Below are 21,688 nucleotides of genomic sequence, written 5' to 3'. Positions count from 1 at the left end.
GCGCGGCAACAGACCTCGGTTCAAACCAGAGATGCTCAAGAAAAGTACCGAAGAGACGAATGAAACGGCACTGCCGCCGTCCGCTCAGACGTCATCAGACCCGTTGGCCGAATGTCTGAAACACATCGCGCGGGTACACGGCTACGTCGTTTCGGACGCCGTGATCTGGAATGGCCTCCCGCGCACCGGTGATCGCCTTTCCGTGGGATTGCTCGGTCGTGCTGCAGCAAATTGCGGCCTGAAGGTTCTGCCGGAAAAAATAGACCTGGATGCGATACCCCTTGCGGCCCTGCCCTGCCTCGTCACCTTGGACAACTCGGAACTGCGGGTGCTCACGGGCATGGACAGGCAGTCGGGCAAGGCCGAACTGATCAATCCGGTTGAGACTTCCCAGACACAACGGCTCGCGCTTTCCGATTTCAGGGCATCCTACAGCGGTTACGCGATCTTCTTTCAGCCGGCCGTGGACAAGTCCGGCAAGAGTGAGCGTGCGCTCGGATCGGACGGGCATTGGTTCTGGAGCACCATCTCAAGCTACTGGCGCGACTACACGCATGTTGCAATTGCTGCCCTCATGATCAATCTGCTGGCACTCGCCTCGCCGCTATTCACGATGAACGTCTATGATCGCGTCGTCCCGAATTTTGCGATCCCGACGCTTTGGGCGCTCGCGATCGGGGTCATTCTGACACTGGTCTTCGACTTCATCCTGAAGATTGCCCGCGGCCAGATCATCAACGTTGCCGGCAAACAGGCCGACAACGCGCTGGCGAGCAGAATATTCGCTCACGCGCTCGCAATCGACTTTGAAAAGCGCCCGGTCAGTTCCGGCCAGTTTGCCAATCACATCCGCGAATTCGAAAATGTCCGCGAATTCATCACGTCATCGTCGCTGATCTCGATCATCGACGTCTTCTTCATCGGCATTTTTGTTGCGGTCCTGTTTCTCCTCGTCGGGCCGATCGCGGTGGTCCCGCTTGTCGCGGTGCCCATCGTGCTTGCGATCAGCCTGTTCGTTCAGGCGCCGCTTTCCGGCGCAATTGAGCAATCGCACCGCGAAAGCGCCATCCGCCATTCCATTCTCGTTGAAAGCATTGCCAATCTGGACACAGTCAGAGCGCTCAATGCCGAAGGCCGGATGCAGACGAAATGGGAGCGCTCTGTCGCTGCAAGCAGTGCCGCGATCATGAAAGGGCGCTTCTGGGCGCTGATCGCACAATCGGGCACAGGCCTCGTCCAGGCATCGGTTTCCATCGTGATCATTGTGTGGGGCGTTTACCTGATCCAGAGCGGCGATATCACAATGGGGGCCCTGATCGCGGCAATGATGCTGTCAGGCCGTGTGCTTGCCCCGCTTGCCAATGTCGCCAATACGCTGACCCGGCTGCGCCAGACCCTTCATTCCTACAAGATCCTCAACGAGGTCATGGAAACAGAGACGGAACGCAAACCCGGCCGAACCTATATCAACAAGCGAATCGCGTCCGGATCGGTCGAATTCAAGGGCGTCGACTTCCGTTATCCGGGCGCTGAGGATGACAGTCTCAAAAACATTTCGTTCAGGATCGCGCCAGGCGAAACCGTTGGCCTGATCGGTCGTGTCGGTTCGGGGAAGAGCACAATCGGCCGCCTTCTGTCCGGCTTGTATTATCCTTCGAACGGTACGGTTCTGATAGACGGCACAGATACACGGCAATTCGACCCGGCCGACCTCAGGTCCAACGTCGGCTTTCTCTCGCAGGACAATGTGCTCTTCACCGGAACCGTGCGCGAGAACATCAGCGCCGGCGATCCCTTCGCCGATGACGATGCCCTTGTTGAGGCCGCACGGATCGCCGGCGTCGAGGAGTTCGTCGCCCAGAACCCGCTCGGCTACGATCTCCAGGTGGGTGAAGGAGGACGCTTCCTTTCAGGAGGGCAGAAACAGGCTGTCGCCCTTGCCAGGATCTTGCTGCGCAAACCGCGTGTTCTGTTTCTGGACGAGCCCTCCAGCCACCTGGACCTTGCATCGGAACGGCGGTTGATTTCCAGGCTGATGGACTACAACACGCCGGATACGACGGTGATTATAAGCACCCACCGCATGAGCCTTGTCGAACTGACAGACCGGTTGATCACACTCGACTACGGCAAACTCGCCCTGGACGGCCCACGATCTGACGTCCTCAAGAAACTTCAGGAACTCGGCGCGGTCAACGCGGCCACTCAGCAGAACTCTGAAGGGGATGGCGCATGAGTTCCGGCGATTGGAATTACGCGAACGACATTCGCGACGTCATTCAGACGAAGCCACCGCGTTACACGACGAACGTGATCCGCATCGGGCTTGTCCTGATCGTCGCCGCCCTCGCCTGGGCCTATTTTGCGACCCTGGAGGAAGTCACCCGCGGCGATGGACGTGTTGTGCCTTCCCGGCAAATTCAGGTCGTCCAGGCGCCGGAACCGGGGATCGTTGAGAAGATCTTCGTTCGGGAAGGCGATGTGGTCGAACAGGGTCAGCCGCTCATCGAGATTGACGATACGAACTTCTCCTCACAGCTCGGCGAAGTCCGCCAACGCCGTTGGGCCCTGATGGCCAGGGTGGCCCGGCTCGATTCCGAAGCGGAGGAAAAACCCCTCGCCTTTCCGCAGGAACTTGCAACGGAAGCGCCGCGCCTTATCGCGGAGGAGGAAAATGTTTACCGGGACAAGAAAGCACGCCTGGAGAACGAACTCCGCGTTCTTCAGAACCAGGCCTCCCAACGCGAGCAGGAATACCAGGAACTGCTGGCCAAACAGGACAAGCTCGAATCCGTGATTGAGATCATGAAGCGCGAAGTCGAGATCAAGCAGAATCTTTATGAGCGGAGGGTTCTGCCCGAAATCGAGTTCCTGCAGCTGCAGCGCCAACTCACCGAAAGCGAAGGCGAACTTGCAATAACCAAGGCATCGGTTCAAAGGGCACTCGCGGCCAAGGAAGAAGCGCGCGAGCGCTCCGGCAGCGCCGTTGCGACATTTGTCTCCGAGGCCAGCCAGCAACTGGCGGAAAGCCGGGGCGAACTTGCCGTCATCGAGGAAACGCTCAGAGGTGCGGCCGACAAGGTGCGCAGAACCGAACTGGTTTCGCCGGTCAAGGGGATCATCAACAAACTGAACATCACCACCATAGGTGCCGTGGTTCAGCCGGCCGCGGATCTGGTGGAGATCGTACCACTGGAAGACACCCTTCTGATCGAAGCTCAGATCAGGCCCAAGGATGTTGCCTTTCTGCATCCGGGTCAAAAGGCGCAGGTCAAGATTACCGCCTATGATTTTTCGGTCTACGGCGGTCTTGAAGGCAGTCTGGAGCGCATAAGCGCCGACACGACGGAAGACGAGGAAGGCAATCGCTTTTTCCGCGTCATGATAAGAACAGATAAAAACTATCTGGGTTCGGACACCGAACCTTTACCAATAATACCAGGAATGGTTGCGTCGATCGATATATTAACCGGCGAGAAAACGGTCCTGGATTACATCTTGAAGCCGATAAAAAAGGTTCGGGATGAAGCTCTCAGGGAGCGCTGACGTCTCGACAAGAACGAGGCGATCGGCAGATGGATTCCCGAGCAGCCGCTCCGGCGGCCACGGCTGCACGACAACATGGCGTTGCTGCGACATGGCTTTTCAGCCTGTCCATGCTTGTCATGCTATGGACGGTTTCCGGCGCATTTGCGGAGAGCATGCCTGAACCAGGCCCCGGCAACTCCGAAGCTGCCGCACAAGGTTCAACGGGCCGCTTGATCTCGACCGTCGCTCCGCTTGCCAACATGCGCAAGGCAACTGCCCTGACAACGGCGGCCAGAGCCGCAAGGCCGGCAATCGGCATCAGGTCTCCGCAGCCAAAGCCCTTGGACAACGGCATTAAAGTTGCGGCGACCGCCGCCGAAGACAACGAGAAAGCCGTGAAGCCGACCGTGGTCTTTGGTGCCTTCGGGAGATCGGTCGGACTTTCGCCGATCACCCGGCGCTGGCAAAAGGCCACTGCCGGGCTTGCCGCCGAGACGGCTTCCGCCCGGACTTTCGCTCTGGATGACCCCGCCTATCGCGCCATTCTTGAAAAGGTGCGGCCGAAGCGCAGGGGCCTTCAAATCCCGAAAGTCAATGAACTGGTCAATCGCCTTCTGACATACCGGGAAGACACCACCCTATACGGGACCGCAGAATACTGGGCGAGCCCGGCTGAAACCCTGTCACATCGTGCAGGCGACTGTGAAGACTTCGCGATCCTGAAATATGCCCTCCTCCGTGATCTCGGCATCAGTGACGACGACATGCGGATCGTGGTTTTGCGCGATACAGCCGTTCGGCAGTTCCACGCTGTCCTCACGGTCCGGCACAAGGGACAGTGGCTGGTTCTGGACAACCGCTTTTCGCGTGTCCGCTTCGAGCGCGACCTTCCTCACTACAAGCCGCTTTATTCCGTCAACGCGGCCGGTGAATGGGCGCACATCAGGGAACCCGGCCCCCCTGTGCAACTGGCGGCACGCCTGAAAGCCGCAACCCGTTGAAATCTGCTTGCGATCGTGACGATACGGACACCGTCGCAGGATAGGTGAAACTATCCTCCATCTTTTCGCGCAGGTGTGTGCTATATGGCGCGAATGCGTGAACAGGCACAAAGCTCAGCGATTCGAAAAATGCCGGGACAGACCCGTGCGATCGCCCTTGCTATCTCGACGTGCCTGCTTGCAGCCATTGTCCTTGCAGGCGGCCATTTCCTGGCCGACCATCAGGAAAAACGGCTTGTCGCGGAACGCGCGGTGGTGGAAAGCGAACGCGATCTGCTTGTCGATGCCCTGCGCGAAGCCCGCCTGACGGCACCGCGCCTGCGCCTGGAGGAACTTGCGACACTCCCCCTGATATCAGAATTCGTGGACGTTGCAGAACGTTGGCCTGAGGGCGAGGAAGTTCAGGAACTGGAGGCTTATCTTCAAACCGTTCTGAATGCTGCCGTGGCCGAAACAGGTCTTGCACAGATTACGCTCACGGGACGGGACGGAGAGAAACTGCTTACAGCCACCAACATCACCAAACCGTCCGGTGAGTTCTCCAGCCCGGCAGTTTCCGCAGACATCCCGGATATCAATAAACCGGCCAGCGTTTCCGGCAAGCTCGCGGGTTTCCTGACAGCGAGTGAACTGACGATGCTGACGCGGCTAAATGCCGTTGCTCCGCAATCAACCGCAGGTCTGCCGGCCAGCGAAAGCGACGGAGACAGCGCGGATTCGCTCAGCATACCGGCAACAACAAGATTGCTTTCGGTTATTGCGGCGATCGCACTTGTTGTAGTCGGGCTTGCGGGGAGCATGCACCTGCGCCGGCAATCAAGCCGGCAAAGCTGATACTAACGCTCACATACGCGATCAAATAGCCTCGTGCAGTCTGAATGAAAAGGCGGCCTCCAGCCGCCTTTCCGGTTTCGCTGTCACAGGATCAGGCCACGTTGACCGGGATCTGGGCTTCAGTTCCTTCTGCATCCAGCACGACCCGGATCGTTTCACCCATGGATGCGTGACCTTGCAGCGTGGCAGCGTCCTGCCAGTCGTGGCCGGAACCCTGTCCGTCAAGATCAACGGTCAGTGTTACATCGCCGTCGGCTTGCTTTTCAACACGCACAAACTCTTCGGCGCTGCTTCCCTGGCCGAACGCGCCATCGAGAAGATCTCCGAGATCGATCGTATCGCCCTGGGCGAAATCATAGTCGGTGATGATGTCAGCATCGGCAAGCGACGCGAGAACGAAGGTGTCCGCGCCGTCTCCTCCGGTCAGGATGTCCGCTCCCAGACCACCGATCAAAACGTCATCGCCAGAGGTACCGACCAGAACGTTGTCGCCATCGTCGCCCGTGATAACCGACCCGGTCACGAGTGCGGCGAACTCGGACATGTCCGAAACGGTTTCAGTGGGATTGGTGTCTGTTTGATTGTCAGTCGTGGTCGTTGTCCCGGCGCTGTCGTCGACAGGGCTCTGTGTTGCCGGCGCGGTTTCCGTTTCGGCCTGCGCCTCGAACACAACTTCGCGTGTCACGACAGATCCGTCTGAGAAGACCAGCTCGAACTCAACCGTGTCCGTGCCCTCAAATCCATTTGCCGGAGCCACGGAAACGCTGAAGTCCGGCGCAACCGTGACGTCACCGGACTGAGGCGCCGTGGTGATCCGAACGTCTGAAAGACCCGCGGCGACTTCTTGCGCGGAAGCAGCGTAGACGACCAGACCGACACCCGCTGCGATCGCGGCTGATTGGCGGGTGGTCTCTTCTGCCTCTGCCTGGCTTTCACCGGCGAGAGTGAAGGATACGCCGGCGAAGGAACCAACACTGCCGTCGGCCTTCCGGAATTCACCTTCGGCGTAGACGGTATTTCCGGCAACGTCCTTGTAGACACTGTCCGCCTGCAATCCGATCGCTTCAATTCCAAGTTCTTCCAGCGACTTCAGTTCACCGTCTTGGGTGACACCGTCCGAATTGGCATCCTGCCAGATACCGATATCGCCATATGCGTTGTCGGCCGCGTCGATGACGCCGTCGCCGTTCTCGTCAAGTGACGCCAGAGCTTCAAGCGAATTTGCGTAAGATCCGCCATTAAAGACTTCCGAAAAGACCTCGGTACCGTTTTCGATGCGGCCGGAGCCGTCAAGGTCCATTACCAGCAGGCCGTCATCGGCACCGGTCCAGCCGGTCTGTTCCAAATCACCATCGGCATTTTGATCGAACGCGACGCCATTCGCGGCGGACATCAGTTCGACACCGTCCCCGTCAAGATCGAGGACAATCGGATCCGAACCGAACGTGAAATCGGATGCGGTAAGACTGCTCGCTGACGTCAGCGTGACCAACGCGACATACTGATTGTTGACGTTGTCATAGATCGAGGCATTTCCGTTACCGTCGTCGCTGATCGTCAGATCCGCGAAGGTGATGCCGCCGGTTATGACAATCTTGTCAATACCATCCTGGAAGAAACGAATCTGGTCGGCATCTGCAAGGGTGGCACTGCCCTCACCGGCTGCGAACACAAATTCATCTGCACCGATCCCACTGAAGAGCGTGTCCTGGTCCGCGCCGCCAACAAGTTTGTTGCCGTCGCCAGACACGGCGTAAAGTTCGTCCTTGCCGGCTCCGCCCAAAAGAATGTCAGCGCCGCCGTATCCAACGATCAAGTCATCGCCAAGGCCACCGGAAAGCGTGTTGGATTGATTGTCTCCGAAGATCAGGTCGTTGAAATTCGAGCCGTTGAGATTCTCGATGTCAACCAGATCGTCATGCGCAACGACGTCATTGGCGACATCGTTGACGAGGTCTACAAAACCCGACTGTCCATTTGAAATGTCGGTGACCCAGCCCAGGTCCATGCGGGCGATAACGCCCTCCGGATTGTTGGAGTAATCAGCCGTGTCACTTCCCTGGCCACCGTCAAGCAAATCAAAACCACCGCCGCCGTAGAGGACGTCATCGCCGTCGTTGCCGGTCAGCGTGTTGTCGCTGTCGTTGCCCAACAGAACATCGTTGCCCGATCCGCCGGTCGCATCGTCATTGCCTGCCACGCTGTCGTTTCCGATGATATTCGAAGCGACACCGGTTCGGTCCGTCGCCGTCTCCGCGGCAACGGTCTGCCCGCCGAATGACTGTGCCTGATCACCAAGATTTACGAAGACGTCCGACGTGAAGCTCGAGTAATCAACCGGCGCAACACTGCCTGCCGCATCAACGCGGATCGTGAAACTTGCTTCAAGGCTTGTGTCAAAATCGGAATCTGTAGCGCTGAAGGAGAAGCTCAGATCCAGAAAATGATCGGACCCCACCGGTGCCGTGTGATCCAGAGGCTGCAGCAACACAAAATCGTAGCTGCCGCTGCCGTCGCTCGAAAGAACCACAACAAAAACGACGCTGCTGTCGGCAGCCGTGCCCGGAACAGCGGATCCTGTGTAGCCGACAAGCACATCGTTCAAGAGCGCATACTTCACAAGTGCGCCGTTCGAATAAAGGTCACTGACGGAACCTGACGCATCCGAGACGGATACGTTGGCGGCGGCATCCGGGTCGGAGAAGCCGACGGACCGTTCGTTGGTGCCGCCATTGGTTCCATCGGCGTCATCCACACCCCAGTCGATCGCAAGATCGACATCGCTCAGAACGGTGAGCCCATCTTCTGCGACAGAGCCGTCTGTCGGATTGCCGATTTCAGGGGGGCCGCCATCCCGGACCCTGATGACGGCTGTCGCTGTATCCGTATCCCCGTCCTCGTCTGTTACGGTAAAGCGCATTCTAAAGAGAAGCTGATCGGCCTGGCCGGTCTCGTTGGCATCCGGATGATCGAAACCGAGGAACTGTTCATACGTGTAGCTGCCATCCGGGTTGACGACGATTTCGAAAGCCTTGATCGCCGTTCCCTCAAGGACAGCCACCGTGGTGATGACGCCGTTTCCGTCGGTCGAAGTGGACCATGTCAATGGCACGCCTTCGGCCGACAGGTCCCCGCGCCGGGCTGCACCTGTGGCATCAGGATCGGTTGTGCGGATATAATTGCCGTTGGAGACGAAAGAGATCCCTGTCACCGTTGCGCCGTCGGCGCCGCCGTCAAACTGGAGTTGTCCAGCCACAGGACCCGTCACGAAGGCAGCTTCGTTTCCGACAATTCCCGATCCGCGTCGGAAAGCCGAAGGACCGTCGTCGTCGAAAGTAACGTCGGCTCCGATGGAAACATCCTGCGTCACGATATCCCCGTCGCCATCGGTAACGGTCAGAACAGCGGAGATTTTTCCATCAAGCGTAATGTGTTCGTCCGACGTTGTCGTGTCAGGATGCCTGAGCGACATGTACTGGACAATGCTCACATTTCCCTGGTCATCGAGGTCAATCGCAAAGGCTGCATCTCCGTTTCCGTCGATACGCCCGACGACGAGCCCGTTTTCCAATGACAGGGTGATCGGCTTGCCCTCGGTTGTCGTCAGACCAGATGCCGTGTCGTCGATGCGCAGGTCAAGACTGGTCGAGGACACACCGTCGGCACCCGCTGTGACACTGAAACCGACAACGCCAAAACTGGCATAGATCGGACCCGGAAGATCAGTATCGGTGCCCGCAGACGTGACCCCATTGAACAGTGCGACAACATTTGGATCGAAGGTTCCCGTGTTCGGGTCGAAAACGTTGTCGCTGTGCAGGCCGTATGTCTCGTCGATCCGGACATAGTCCTCAACGCGGATTTCCACCTGAGGAACCTCATCTGCGACCGTTACGAGGAATTCGCCATTGACCGTGTCACCGTCGCTGTCGCTGGCGACATAGGCAAAGTTCAGATCCCACGTGTCTGTCTGGCCGTTGACATGATCGATCGCACCCAGAGGTTCGAAGGTGTAGCTTCCTGTCCCGTCGTCGGAAAGGGACACTTCGAACACCTTGTCGCTGTCGAGACGGCCTGCACCCTTGTAGGCTGTAAGAACCGTATCGCCGGCTGACAGCACATATTCCAGGGCGACACCATCAGATGTCGTCGCCTGCGTCGGCTGCTCGGCAAGCGGTGCGAACACCACGGACCGGTTGCCGGTACCTCCGGGCGTATCCTGGGTTGCGCCATCAGCCGCGCTATCTGCAGCATCGGCACCCCAGGAAATCCCGAGATCACGGGTTTGCGGGCTTGCCGCCCCTTCGCTGATCGCCAGATCTTCAGCACCGTTGCCGATGCTTGGCAGGTCGTCATCGACCGCGACGGAGAATGTCGAGGTGCCGGTGTCACCATCGCTGTCTGTCGCAACAAAAAGGAAATTCAGGATAATTTCGTTCTCATCTGCACCAGGTGCATGGTCCAGCGTATCCTGAAGGTCGAATTTGAACGAACCTGTGTCCAGATCGGAGAGTTCAACGGTGAAGATCACCCTGTTGCCGGCACTCGCTGTCAGAACATCACCGGATGCATTCAGGGCGTAGCTGAGAGCCTCGCCGTTGGAGGTCAGACCCAGAGCGAGCAAACCGTCAATCGTGCCGTCGGCACCGCCTACGAACGTTACCGCGCGATCGCCGATACCGGCGCTCGTTCCGCCGTTTTCGACTTCGTTTTCGTTATCCGCGCCCCAAAGGATCCCCAGATTGCCGAAAACCGTCGTCGGGTCGGTGTCACCATCAAGAGCGGCGTTGGTAACGACATCGTTGTCGCCGGCGGCCTGGTCGCCATTGCCGTCGACATTGTCCCCTTGCGCAAGTGACAGCTCATCTTCATCGACAACGGCGGAGACACCGCTCTGGATATCCAGCGTCCAGGAAACGAGCCGGCCGACATCGCCGTCAAGGCGATCCGAAATCTCCAGAATCCAGAGCCCCGCCTGATCGCGCCCTTCAAGGAAATCCAGATTGAAATTGTCATCCGCAGGCCGCCAGGTACCGATGATGTTCGATCCCGCGTTATCAATGCTCGTTGCTGCGTCGTCATCGAACGAAACGGTGCCGTCGACCGTTCCCCTGCGATTGCCGTCCACCTGCATGAGCTGAATCTGCGTGCCGTCCGGCGCTATCAGGAAAACCTCAAGATCGCCGATAAAGCCGTGCTGCATCTCGATTGAGACGTTGATATCCTGGATTGTTCCAGCGTTCGGCACGTCGATGGTTGAAAAGATCGTGCCGCTGCTCCCCACGTCCGGAATGCGCAAGTCGGCTGTTTCGGTAAAGGTCGCCAATGCCAGGCCGTCAACCTTGAATACGTCATCGGTCCGGAACAGTGGTCCATCATCAAGCACGAGAACTTCGAAAGTTCCCGTCGCGCTGTCACCTTCCGCATCACGCGCGATAAAGCCAAAGTTGAGCGACAGAAAGTCTTCGTCAAATGGCGTGGTATCCACGATGGGATGATCAAGAACATCGTCGATGACAAGCGTATAGGAACCGCTTGCATCGTCGGAAAGTGCCACGCGGAAGACACTCCGCTCATCCGCTCCGCCATAGTTTGCGAAAGCAGTCAGATGCGTACCGTTTTCCGACAGGACGTAACTCAGCGCATCTCCCCGCGACGTCAGACCCGACAGATTGATGTCCGCTCCCGTCTCGTCCTTGACGGTCAGGATCGCGCCCGGATTGGCGACCAGGCCATCCGCGGCGTCGGAAAAGACAACCGAACGCTGACCGGCGGTTCCAACGGCGTCCTGTATGGGAAGGTCACCCGTCGTCTGATCGGCAAAATCAGTGTCGTCGGCCCCCCAGCCAATATTCAGGGAGCCCGTAAACCTTTCGGTGAGCGGTGTGCCTGCCACGTTCGCCGCGCCATCAAGGAAAAACGGATAGGGGTCGTCGAGACCGCCCGGAAGATTTTCCTCTTCGACCGCGCCCTGCTCGGGCGAACCGACTACCGGTTCGTCGTCAACGATCGTTACGCGGAAGGAACCGGTGTCCGTGTCTCCGTCGCTGTCGCTGGCGACAAAGGCGAAATCAAGGTTCCAGGCGACCATCTGACCGCTGGATCCGGGCGGGTTGTGGTCGACATTGCCCAGGAGCTCGAACGTATAGGAGCCGGTACCGTCGTCGGACAGCGACACGATGAAGACCTTGTCCGCATCCGCTCGTCCTGTTCCCTTATAGGCGGTCAGAACCGTGTCGTCCGCGCTCAGCTCGTATTCAAGCGCAACACCGTCGGATGTCGTCGTCTGGGTCGGCTGCGCGCCTATTGCGGCAAAGACGACGGAACGGCTGCCCGCGGCAGGGGTGTCCTGAACACCGCCTGTGTCGGCCTGATCCGCGTCGTCAGCACCCCAGGCGAGATTGAGATCGCCCGTCTTTTCCAGCCCGGTCGGATCCGGAACGGTCCCGTTGGCAAGATTGTTTTCCTGAAGCGTGCGCTGATCGGCAACTCCGCTGAGCGGTTCATCATCCTGCACCGTCACGCGGAACGTGCCCGGCGTGGCGTCCTGGTCGCCGTCGACTGCAAAGAACTTGAAATCGAGATCCCATGCGGCCGACTGTCCGCCCGATCCGGGGATATCGTGGTCGATGTTGCCAAGGAGCGTGAAGGTGTAGGAACCGGAGCCGTCGTCAGAAAGCGAAACTTCAAACACCTTGTCGCCCGTGCTGCTCAGCGCGGTGAGCACCGTGTTGCCTTCCGACAGCACATATTGGAGCGCGGCGCCTCCCGACGTCGTCGCCTGGGTCGGCTGATCCGCGATTTCGGCAAAGACAACAGAGCGATTGCCCGTTCCCCCGGGAACATCCTGGGTTCCGGCGTCAGCTGCGCCGTCCGCATCGTCCCCGCCCCAGGTGATGTTCAGGTCACCCGTCTTGGTGGCGGCAACCGTGTCCGGATCTGTGCCCTTGGCCAGATTGCTTTCCTTGACGGTCTCCTGATCGGCAGTTCCCGTGACCGCCTCGTCGTCGACGATCGTGACGCCGAAGCTGCCCTCTACCGCATCGCCGTCGCTGTCATTTGCGAGAAAAGCGAAATCGAGATTGAAGACATCGTCTGTTGCCGACGCCTGCCCACCATGATCGATGTTGCCAAGGAGTTCGAATTCAAAACTTCCGGTGCCATCATCGGAGAGCGACACGACGAAAACCTTGTCGGCATCAAGACGGCCTGCTCCCTTGTAAGCGGTCAGAACAGTGTCATTTCCGGACAGCTCGAATTCAAGCGCAACGCCGTCCGAACTGGCCGCGCGCGTGTCGCCGGGTTGATCGGCAAGCGCGGCAAAGACAACAGACCTGTTGCCCGTTCCGCCCGGCGCATCCTGCTGGGCACCGTCGGCGGCAAGGTCCGCATTGTCGGCACCCCACTCGATGTTGAGGGCACCGCCGGCAACCAACTTGACCGCGTCGGGGTCGGTGCCGTTCGCAAGATTGTCTTCCCGAAGTTCCCGCGTTTCGCTTACACCGTGCGCGGGGGCATCATCGATGACATTGACCGTGAATGAGTCGCTTGCGGAATCGCCGTCGGAATCAAACGCGCTGAAACCGAAAACGAGCGGAATGCTGGCGTCCTGACCCGGTGCGACGTGATCCAGATTGCCGAAAATCTCAAACGTATACTGGCCGCTTGCAGAACTGCCGCTACCGACCACGCTGAGCGAAACCTTGAAGATGATTTCGCCAGAGCCGTCCTTGCGCACAGTCAGCGTCTCGCCACCATTGGAATTCGACGCGATCGACGAAACCAGGGAAACACCGTCGGACGTCAGGCCGCTCGGCAGACCGTCAAATTCAAGCCTCGGATTGTTGCCCGGGTTGTCTCCGAACGAGACGTCCAGACTGGCTGTGGCTGTCACCGGGTTGGCCGGGTCCGTGCCTTCCGGCAGATTTTCTTCATCGAGCGTGCTGTCGACCGGCGAACCGATCGACGGCGAGGATTGCACCTCGCTATCCAGCAGATCGTCGCTCAGCAACTCACGCGGCAGCGGGTCTTCGCCCTGGAGCAGGCTGGCAAATCCAAGACCGTCGCCGAGATCGCCGATGGTCGTCGGCTCAAAAGTCTGTCCGGACCCTTCAGGACTGCCAAGGGCCGTCGCCAGATTGCTGGTCTGACCGGCCGCGGTCTGGATCTCGTCAGCAACCTCAAGGTTCGCAATGGAAATGAAGCCATCGACGGAAAGGAACTCACCCTCTCCAATGATCAGCGCATCGGCACTGAGATCGCCTGCGAAGAAGTCCTGGATGATGATCATGCCGCCATCGGCAAAAACCATCTGCAGATCGCCGTCGATGCGGATGAAGGAAATGTTGTCGTTGAGAATTTGCCGGAAATCCACCAGCTGCCCGGTGCTCCGGAGCATGACGATGCTTTGCTGCGCCGCGGGGCGCTCGACCGTCAATGTTTCCGGTACTTCAAAAGCTGCTGGATCATCCTGCGCTCCGGTTGATGGGCCTGCCTGCGCTATCCGGACAAAATCGTTCATCGCCAAACACTCTGCATTTGTGATTAGTTTTTCTAAAATCGGCAATCTCACATTTACAGATTTTTAATGAAAATTTAAAGGCAGAAATCGTTAAACTTTAGAAAAGGTAAACGTGTTCGACAGATTTTGAACAAATCGTCTGTTCTGCGAAATCAAAAATTAGCAAAATTCAAATATTATTTAAATAAAATTTTAATAAAATACGTGAACCAAAAGTCATAATTATTAATAATCGAAATTTTTCAGGTTCAGAACAACGCAGTTATATTTGCGAGCAGGCCCGCATGAGTAATTTATTCGGAGCAGGCAGAATTTTACACAAAAGCGTCACGGAAACTGCAGCGGCGTCACCGCCTTGAGGAAATTTTTGAGTATTTGAACCCGCAGAAATCCTTGCAGCGGCGCAACTGAGTTATGAAAATTCCAAGAGCTGCCGGCGCAAAAAGCATTCGCCACCTCTGGAGAGGAGAAAAACACTCGAACTACCGATAAGTTACTGCTTTCCAGTTCACCAGACCTGCCTCGCGAGACAACGTTGAGGATTTCCCAATTGAGACAAATGCATTTCCCAACTGTTTTGCTCAAGATATCTGCACACCAGAGCCGAAAAACGCATTTTCTACTTCAGGTCTCGCAAATGATGATCATTTTAACCTTTGGATCCCGAGCAGTTCCGGACAGGCGATGTATGCATTGAAAGCGAGTTCATGGGAAATTTTTCCCCTGACTAGCGCTGAACCGGACGCTCTGTGGCAAGATTGGGGCAAAACCGGTATTCCGGCCTGCCGCCGTTTTGAGTCCGTCAGGCGCGAATGCCTTCTTCAATCATGGCAACATGCAAGGCATCCGAGGCCTGTCGGCAAAGGGCAGCATAGTCCGATGATGTTCGGAACCGCTCGTCCCGGGCCCGTGCCGGGTCGATCAGGATCTCCTCCGATATCCGCCCGGGAGATGCCCGCATGACGGCAATCCGTTCCGACAGGAAGACCGATTCAAAAACGGAATGCGTGACGAACACGACGGTCAGTTCAGAGGCTTGCCATACCCGGAGCAGGTCTGCATTCAGTTTGAACCGCGTGATTTCATCAAGCGCGGCAAAGGGTTCGTCCATAAGAAGGATTTTCGGATCGGTGACGAGCGCACGGGCAATGGACACGCGCATCTTCATGCCGCCGGAAAGTTGGTGCGGATAGCTGTCTGCAAAGCGTTCGAGACCGACCAGTGCCAGCACCTCGTCTATGCGCTCTTTTGCGATCCCACCGGAAGTCTTCTTCACCCGCAGGGGAAACCGGATGTTGTCGCGAACGCTTGCCCAGGGCAAAAGCGTTGGCTCCTGGAAGACAAAACCGAGATCGTGCTCGCCCTGACGGTCGCCTTCACCATCCCAGGTGACCGTTCCCTGGCTCGGATGTTCCAGTCCGGCCAGGATCCTCAGCAAGGTGGATTTGCCGCAACCCGACGGCCCCAGAAGCGACAGAAACTCCCCTCGCCTGACATGGAGATCGACGCCATCGAGCGCACGCGTTCCGTTCTCGAACGTCTTCGCAATGCCGCGCAGCGATACGGCGGCCGCTCGGTCTTCTTTGGCAAGTGTCATCTTGTGCGTTTTACCATGGCTGGAAACCGGACGTTGTTCGACTGAGACAGCCTCTCGGAAGGGACATTTCGTGGAGAATAGTATGATGCGGACAGGCGGTCATCCTGCCTTTTTGAAATCTTCTGGTGCGGGCGACGGGACTCGAACCCGTACAGCCTAGGGCCGAGGGACTTTAAGTCCAAATGAATCAATCTAGCTAGACGCGAATTTCCTATAGGAACCTGAAAGATATTCGTTTTTAAGAACCTCGCCGCCGTCTTGAACCAGACTTCCACAAATTCAGCAAGCGGTTTCGAAATAGCACTAAATCTGCTGTGCCGCCCTTCAATTCCTTCTCTTGAATACGAGCGGCTTGGATTTACGATTTCACTCCCTGTCAGTACAGTCTCGTCGAACCGGGTCTATGCAATTACGACCTGAACTCTTAGATTGAGTGCTGCAGAAAGCTCAATTACCGACGACGAATTTGTATCTGATGCCACAAGAATTGGTTGAACTTTGAAGGATCAAAGACCTGGGTTGATGAAGTTTTTGTATCAATGGCTGCGAAGACTGTTTATCCGTCATGAACTGTGGGCATTGAGATGCTCTATCGATTGGCCTCTCCTTGCTCTACTTTTTCTCGGAACTCTTAACCTCTGGTGGGTGCTCCCTGGCTTCGTGTTTTCACTTTTGGGCATTTTGCTTTTCGTCAATGGATTCACGGCCATGGCAATAATTGTAGGCGCCCTCGGCGTATTGATCATCTTGCCAGCGGTTGTTCGCATACTCGAATGGGACTTCATAGCGATGGGACTGATGTTAGGTAAGGGAGCATCAGCTCGTAGGAGACTCGCCGAGCTCGAAAACAGTGAATGGTTTATTCCGAGTGTTAGTGCGACGGAACCAAGAGCTGGCGACAAGTGAAATAAGCACACGACAAATCGAAGTTTTGGGGCTTTTTGAACACATCAAATTCTGGTTTCCTACCATATGGGGCTTTGGAACCGCATTTTTGTGGTTTGCTAACGGACATCAGATTTCAGAGTTTTTGGTCCTGATACCCTACGCTCTCATTTCTTGTATTCCTGCAGCGGCGTTCGTTCTTCGTTTTTACGTGATGGGATACTTTGATGAAGATGATGACCTGAAGAAGGACTGAAAAGGTCGTGGCGCCGGAACATTCTCATCACAGTTATGCCGAACGCTCTTGGCATGAACCTGAACTGCGTGAAAGCATGTGCTGGATAAGGAGAGCAGTCTCAGGACGGCATGCCGGCGCCGAACAGGTCAGCTTTCGCACGATGTCGGACAGGACCGAAGCAAAGACAAAATGCATGGGATAACACGCGGGATAGGATCAATGATCGTGCGGTACGCAGCTCGAATCGACCTTTACTTCAGAGTGCTGGTTTTGATTGCTCTGGTTATTGGCACGTTTGTCGAGTTTTGGGATAGTCCGCATTTCTACCAAAGCGTCGCGTTTTGGGTCTGGATGTCAATGATCGCCGCAATGTTGACGACAACTGTCATTCGTTTTGCAAACCCTGAAACCCGCCGGAAAGGAACGATTCAAAGCGAAGAAGAAGCCTGAGTTCACGACGGGTGCAAGCTTGCACCTCTTGTGACTGACGCATTAGCTGAACCGGAATCGAGCTGTGACAGTCAAATTCACAATCTTTCCGGTACGCGAATGTAACAACCGTTTGCGTGTAGGAAAATGGTGCGGGCGACGGGACTCGAACCCGTACAGCCTAGGGCCGAGGGATTTTAAGTCCCTTGTGTCTACCAGTTCCACCACGCCCGCTTGTGTCCCTCACCTATCCGGCCTGACCCCATTGCGCAAGGTTGTGTCTCCGCTTTTCGGGAAAAGCCCGTGGAGTTTCCCGATCAATCCGATTTAAGATCGACAATGACTGGAAATTCGCGCCATAGAGCGGTATGTGACGTGTCAGAAATCGAGGCAAATGGTGACCGCTTCGCGCGGAAAGTCCCCGACCCGGTCCCCCAACCCTGGAAACATGTCGCCCATGGTCAGTTACATCGACGCTGCGGAAGCCCCGCTCAAGAATACAGGTCAGGTCCGCCTTTATGGCCCCGATGACTTTGCAGGCATGATGCGTGCCGGGCAATTGACCGCCGCCTGCCTCGATGAACTGGCCGCACTCGTCAAGCCGGGCACGACAACGCAGGAAATCGACGATTTCGTCTACCAGTACGGCATGGACCATAACGCCTTGCCGGCAACGTTGAACTATCGCGGCTACACCAAATCCTGCTGCACATCGATCAACCACGTCGTCTGTCACGGCATTCCCAACAACAAGCCGCTGCGCGAAGGCGACATCGTCAACATCGACGTCACCTTCATTCTGGACGGATGGCATGGCGATTCCAGCCGCATGTATCCGGTCGGGCCGATCAAGAGGGCCTCGGAACGGTTGATCGATGTGACTTATGAATCCCTGATGCGCGGCATCGAGGCGGCAAAACCCGGCAACACGACCGGCGACATCGGCGCGGCCATCCAGACCTATGTCGAAGCGCAGCGATGCTCCGTCGTGCGCGATTTCTGCGGACACGGGCTGGGGCTTCTGTTCCATGACACGCCGAATATCCTGCATTACGGACGTCCCGGCGAAGGTGTGGAACTCAAGCCCGGAATGATCTTCACCATCGAGCCGATGGTCAATCTGGGCCGCCCGCACGTCAAGGTTCTGGGCGATGGCTGGACGGCCGTGACGCGGGATCGTTCCCTGTCCGCGCAGTTCGAGCACTCGATCGGCATCACCGCCGATGGCTGCCAGATCTTCACCACCTCGCCAAACGGCATTCACAAGCCCGGACGCCAGGACGGCTGAGGCCGAGCGCATCCGACAAGGTTCTTAATCACCGGCCCTTCCGGATCGGTGGGCTCTTTGCCGCGCTCCGCCAGGTCGATCGAGCACCCATCGCTCTGGCATCGCAGCTCAATTTGACATAGGCTCCGGCAGAAACTGCAATCATGGGGCGCATGTGCACGTCGCCACACCCGGCCGGAGAAGCAAAGTGGCGGCAAATCCTGAACCGTCGGAAAAGTCGCAGGACACGAAGGGGCACCGCCAGAGATTGCGGGAGAGGTTCCGCAAGTCGGGCGAGGACAGTCTCGCAGATTACGAACTTCTGGAATTTCTCCTGTTCTCAGCGCTGCCGCGAAGGGACACAAAACCCATTGCCAAGGCGCTTCTGCAGCGTTTCGGCTCGTTCTCGGCTGCCCTTGCGGCCCCGCGCGCGCGCTTGTCGGAAATTTCCGGCCTCTCTGATGTCAGCATCGACACGCTGAAAGCCGTGCATGCCGCGATCGTCCGCTATCACAAGTCCGAGCTTCTGGAGCGCCGTCTGCTCGATTCATGGCCAAGAGTGATCGACTATCTGCGCGCCTCCATGGAACTGAACACCGTTGAAGAATTCCGCATCCTGTTTCTGGACCGCAAGAACGGCCTGATCGCCGATGAAGTGCAACAGACCGGGACAGTGGATCACACGCCGGTTTATCCGCGCGAAGTCATCCGCAGGGCTCTTGAGCACTCGGCGACCGCACTCATCCTGGTTCACAACCATCCTTCAGGCGACCCGACCCCGTCGCGTGCGGACATACAGATGACGAAGATGATCATCGAGATCGCAACGCCACTCGGCATAGAGATACATGATCACGTGATCATCGGCCTGAGGAAGAACGTCAGCCTTCGCGAACTTCAGCTCATCTGATGCCTCCGGGCGATTGTTCAAAATCCAAAACCGCTTGAAATACGGGCGTTTGGATGGCCCAAAACCAGTCCGACCAACTTTCGTAGAATTTTACCGTTATTTTACTATTATCTTGGGAACTTTCTTTAACCTGCTTCGTCAATACTTGGCCCACATCAACTGGGCCTATGCATGAACAGACCAATCAAAAACTCAGGTGGTCAAATCGCAAGTGCGATCATCTTCCCGATGCTGATCGTGGTGATGACCTCGGTTGCCGGCATTTTCGGCCTGATGAACTGGTCCGCGCGCTTGTCGGACGAATCCGCTGAAGAATCCCAGCACAAACTGGTCGGCGGCGCTCTTCAGCTCACGCAGAACTATATCGCCAAGCAGCAGACCGGTGTCGTGATCTGGGATGAGGCTTTCCGCGCGGTCAAGGACCCGGCGGCGAACGAGCGCTGGATCCGCGACAACATGATGAACTGGCTCGCCAGCAACCACGGTTTTTCGAACTCGGTCCTGTTTGATTCAGATTTCAACGTCGCATCCGTCTTTTCCGACGACAGTGACGGCGACTGGATGACGCCCGGCCTGATCGACGAAATGGCGCCCGCGATCGCCAAGGCGCGGGCACGTTACATCACGTCATTCCAGCCAACCCCGTCAGGTCTCTATCGCTTCGCACCCCGGGGCGAGACGTCCCATCACTCGATCGCGGAAACCGGCATCGTTCCGCTTTTGGGCGAGCCGCATCTTTTCACGGCAGCTGCGGTCGTGCCGCAAATCCAGTCGATATTCAGCGAACGCAAGGCACCGGCGGTCCTTGTCAGCCTCATCCCCTTGCGCGGTCAGAAGCTGAACAACATTTCGGACATGTCCCGGCTGCAGGGCTTTGTGCTGGCGCAGGACCAGAACGATCGCAACGGTGTCGGCACCTATGAGCTGCAATCGCCGCGCGGCAAGAACATCGGCGTCATAGCCTGGCAGGCCAGCCGGCCCGGAACCCAGATGCTTCAGCGGATCAACCCGTTCCTGGCCGTCGCGGCCTTCCTGATCGCGGCCGTTGTCATCGCGGTCACGCTGTTCACGCGCCAGATGACGAAGCGTCTTGCCAGAAGTGAGGCCAAGGCCGTTCACGCCGCTCGCCATGACGCCCTCTCCGGATTGCCGAACAGGTCCAGTTTTCAGGCACTCCTCACGAAGATCCTGGAAGACGGTGAACAAAACGGAACCAACACCGCCGTCGTCTATATCGACCTCGATCACTTCAAGGACATCAACGACACGCTGGGACACTCCGCCGGCGACAAGGTCATCGTCGGTGTCGCCAGCCGCCTGAAGCAGGTGCTTCCCGGAAACGGCATCGTGGCGCGCATCAGCGGAGATGAATTCGCGATGGTGCTCAGCGACTGCGAAAACGACGAATGGCTGGAGTACATACTGGACCAGGTGCAGGACGAGATCGCCAGACCGGTGAAGATCGGCCGCCGCGAGATCTTCGCGAGCCTCTCTATGGGCGCAGCAATCGCACCGCGCGACGGCAAGAACCCGGACGAGTTGCTCCGCAAGGCCGACATAGCGCTCTACGATGCCAAGGCCAACGGCCGCAACCGCCGCTCGTTCTTCGAACCCACCATGGAGCATCACGTCCAGTCCAAGGACGAAATGTCCCGGGAGTTGCGTCTGGCGCTCAGAAACGATCAGCTGGATCTTGCCTATCAGCCGCAATCCGACACGGACGCCAAGAAGATCGTTTCCGTGGAGGCCCTCGCCCGCTGGACCAAGGAAGACGGCACGGTCGTTCCGCCGTCGCAGTTCATTCCGGTTGCAGAGGAAACCGGCCTGATTGACGATCTCGGCATCTGGGTGCTCAACAAGGCCTGCGCACGTGCGCATGACTGGCCGGGCGTTGTTGTGTCGGTCAACGTTTCGCCCAACCAGTTCCGTCATCCGCGGTTTGTCGAAAAGGTTATGGCCATCCTCGCAGCCAACGATCTGCCGCCGCAACGGCTTGAGATCGAGGTGACCGAAAGCGTCTTCGCCGGCCGGGACGACTCGGTTCTGAAAGCACTCAGACGATTGAAAAGCCTTGGTATCAAGGTGGCTCTCGACGATTTCGGATCCGGCTATTCGAGCCTGAGCTATCTGCGCCGTTTCCCGTTCGACACGCTGAAGATCGATCGCGATTTCGTGTCCGACATGAACGGCAACCCGGAAGCCGAAGCGATCATCGTTTCGATCATCCAGCTCGGCAAGGCGCTCGGCATGACCATCGTCGCAGAAGGCATCGAGACGATCGACCAGATCCGTTTCCTGCAGGTGCACGATTGCCACCGCATGCAGGGCTACTTCATCTCACGCCCGCTGACGAGCGTCGCCCTGAGCCAGTTCCTGCAAGACTTTCACAACGAAAACAACGAGCAGCTTGCCGAGAGCGTCCAGTATCCGGCGCAACGCGCGGAAGGGTGACCCGCAAAACGCTGAACGGCCAACGCA

11 protein-coding genes and 1 tRNA gene are annotated in these 21,688 nt (G+C 57.5%); 8 read left to right on the top strand and 4 right to left on the bottom strand.

Features of this window, described 5'->3' with window-relative positions:
• Positions 1 to 31: 31 nt before the first annotated feature.
• The 4 genes from RBB49_RS23490 (at position 32) to RBB49_RS23475 (ending at position 5,363) form a co-directional block, all read left to right on the top strand.
• Entirely contained in the window at positions 32 to 2,236 is a 2,205-nt protein-coding gene (locus tag RBB49_RS23490) for a type I secretion system permease/ATPase (RefSeq protein WP_306145340.1), read from the top strand.
• Complete coding sequence (locus RBB49_RS23485) at positions 2,233 to 3,546, top strand: HlyD family type I secretion periplasmic adaptor subunit (protein ID WP_306145339.1); 1,314 nt, start codon at positions 2,233 to 2,235, stop codon at positions 3,544 to 3,546. The genes RBB49_RS23490 and RBB49_RS23485 overlap by 4 nt, the downstream gene beginning before the upstream one ends.
• Before the next feature lie 29 nt (positions 3,547 to 3,575).
• Complete coding sequence (locus RBB49_RS23480) at positions 3,576 to 4,529, top strand: transglutaminase-like cysteine peptidase (protein WP_306145338.1); 954 nt, start codon at positions 3,576 to 3,578, stop codon at positions 4,527 to 4,529.
• 129 nt (positions 4,530 to 4,658) lie between these two features.
• Positions 4,659 to 5,363, top strand: coding sequence for a hypothetical protein (locus tag RBB49_RS23475; protein ID WP_306145337.1), 705 nt, complete (start codon positions 4,659 to 4,661; stop codon positions 5,361 to 5,363).
• 91 nt (positions 5,364 to 5,454) lie between these two features.
• Here RBB49_RS23475 and RBB49_RS23470 read toward each other — a convergent pair whose 3' ends face one another.
• The 3 genes from RBB49_RS23470 to RBB49_RS23460 form a co-directional block, all read right to left on the bottom strand.
• The gene (locus RBB49_RS23470; RefSeq protein WP_306145336.1) at positions 5,455 to 13,884 is read right to left on the bottom strand and encodes a DUF5801 repeats-in-toxin domain-containing protein; all 8,430 of its coding nucleotides are present in this window, start codon (positions 13,882 to 13,884) and stop codon (positions 5,455 to 5,457) included.
• A 327-nt stretch (positions 13,885 to 14,211) separates the two neighbouring features.
• Positions 14,212 to 14,469 carry a hypothetical protein gene (locus RBB49_RS23465; RefSeq protein WP_306145335.1) on the bottom strand — a complete coding sequence of 86 codons (258 nt, stop codon included), beginning with the start codon at positions 14,467 to 14,469 and terminating at the stop codon, positions 14,212 to 14,214.
• Positions 14,470 to 14,686: 217 nt separating this feature from the next.
• Positions 14,687 to 15,481 (bottom strand): ABC transporter ATP-binding protein, encoded by a 795-nt coding sequence (locus tag RBB49_RS23460; RefSeq protein ID WP_306145334.1) that lies wholly within the window; start codon positions 15,479 to 15,481, stop codon positions 14,687 to 14,689.
• Between the two features lie 1,342 nt (positions 15,482 to 16,823).
• On the opposite strand from RBB49_RS23460, the gene RBB49_RS23455 reads away from it, so the two are divergent.
• Positions 16,824 to 17,054: a hypothetical protein gene (locus RBB49_RS23455; protein ID WP_306145333.1), complete on the top strand. Its 231-nt coding sequence runs from the start codon at positions 16,824 to 16,826 to the stop codon at positions 17,052 to 17,054.
• A gap of 127 nt (positions 17,055 to 17,181) precedes the next feature.
• Here RBB49_RS23455 and RBB49_RS23450 read toward each other — a convergent pair.
• A tRNA-Leu gene (locus RBB49_RS23450) sits at positions 17,182 to 17,267 on the bottom strand.
• Between the two features lie 223 nt (positions 17,268 to 17,490).
• On the opposite strand from RBB49_RS23450, the gene map reads away from it, so the two are divergent.
• From map to RBB49_RS23435, 3 genes are all read left to right on the top strand, one after another.
• The gene (map, locus tag RBB49_RS23445; RefSeq protein ID WP_306145332.1) at positions 17,491 to 18,321 is read left to right on the top strand and encodes a type I methionyl aminopeptidase; all 831 of its coding nucleotides are present in this window, start codon (positions 17,491 to 17,493) and stop codon (positions 18,319 to 18,321) included.
• A gap of 187 nt (positions 18,322 to 18,508) precedes the next feature.
• Positions 18,509 to 19,210 carry a DNA repair protein RadC gene (gene radC, locus RBB49_RS23440; RefSeq protein WP_306145331.1) on the top strand — a complete coding sequence of 234 codons (702 nt, stop codon included), beginning with the start codon at positions 18,509 to 18,511 and terminating at the stop codon, positions 19,208 to 19,210.
• A gap of 171 nt (positions 19,211 to 19,381) precedes the next feature.
• A complete protein-coding gene (locus RBB49_RS23435; protein ID WP_306145330.1) occupies positions 19,382 to 21,661 on the top strand; it encodes a bifunctional diguanylate cyclase/phosphodiesterase in 2,280 nt (759 codons plus the stop codon).
• The last annotated feature ends 27 nt before the right edge of the window (positions 21,662 to 21,688 follow it).

It is taken from the genome of Roseibium sp. MMSF_3412 (genome assembly GCF_030733265.1).
In the GTDB taxonomy this organism is placed as follows: domain Bacteria; phylum Pseudomonadota; class Alphaproteobacteria; order Rhizobiales; family Stappiaceae; genus Roseibium.
This window is presented reverse-complemented; position numbering and strand designations above follow the sequence as displayed.

What these genes read in the sequence shown, in the direction of transcription:
- RBB49_RS23490 (WP_306145340.1), top strand. Translation starts at nt 32, where the DNA reads ATGCTCAAGAAAAGTACCGAAGAGACGAATGAAACGGCACTGCCGCCG.
- RBB49_RS23485 (WP_306145339.1), top strand. Translation starts at nt 2,233, where the DNA reads ATGAGTTCCGGCGATTGGAATTACGCGAACGACATTCGCGACGTCATT.
- RBB49_RS23480 (WP_306145338.1), top strand. Translation starts at nt 3,576, where the DNA reads ATGGATTCCCGAGCAGCCGCTCCGGCGGCCACGGCTGCACGACAACAT.
- RBB49_RS23475 (WP_306145337.1), top strand. Translation starts at nt 4,659, where the DNA reads ATGCCGGGACAGACCCGTGCGATCGCCCTTGCTATCTCGACGTGCCTG.
- RBB49_RS23470 (WP_306145336.1), bottom strand. Translation starts at nt 13,884, where the DNA reads ATGAACGATTTTGTCCGGATAGCGCAGGCAGGCCCATCAACCGGAGCG.
- RBB49_RS23460 (WP_306145334.1), bottom strand. Translation starts at nt 15,481, where the DNA reads ATGACACTTGCCAAAGAAGACCGAGCGGCCGCCGTATCGCTGCGCGGC.
- RBB49_RS23455 (WP_306145333.1), top strand. Translation starts at nt 16,824, where the DNA reads ATGATCGTGCGGTACGCAGCTCGAATCGACCTTTACTTCAGAGTGCTG.
- map (WP_306145332.1), top strand. Translation starts at nt 17,491, where the DNA reads ATGGTCAGTTACATCGACGCTGCGGAAGCCCCGCTCAAGAATACAGGT.
- RBB49_RS23435 (WP_306145330.1), top strand. Translation starts at nt 19,382, where the DNA reads ATGAACAGACCAATCAAAAACTCAGGTGGTCAAATCGCAAGTGCGATC.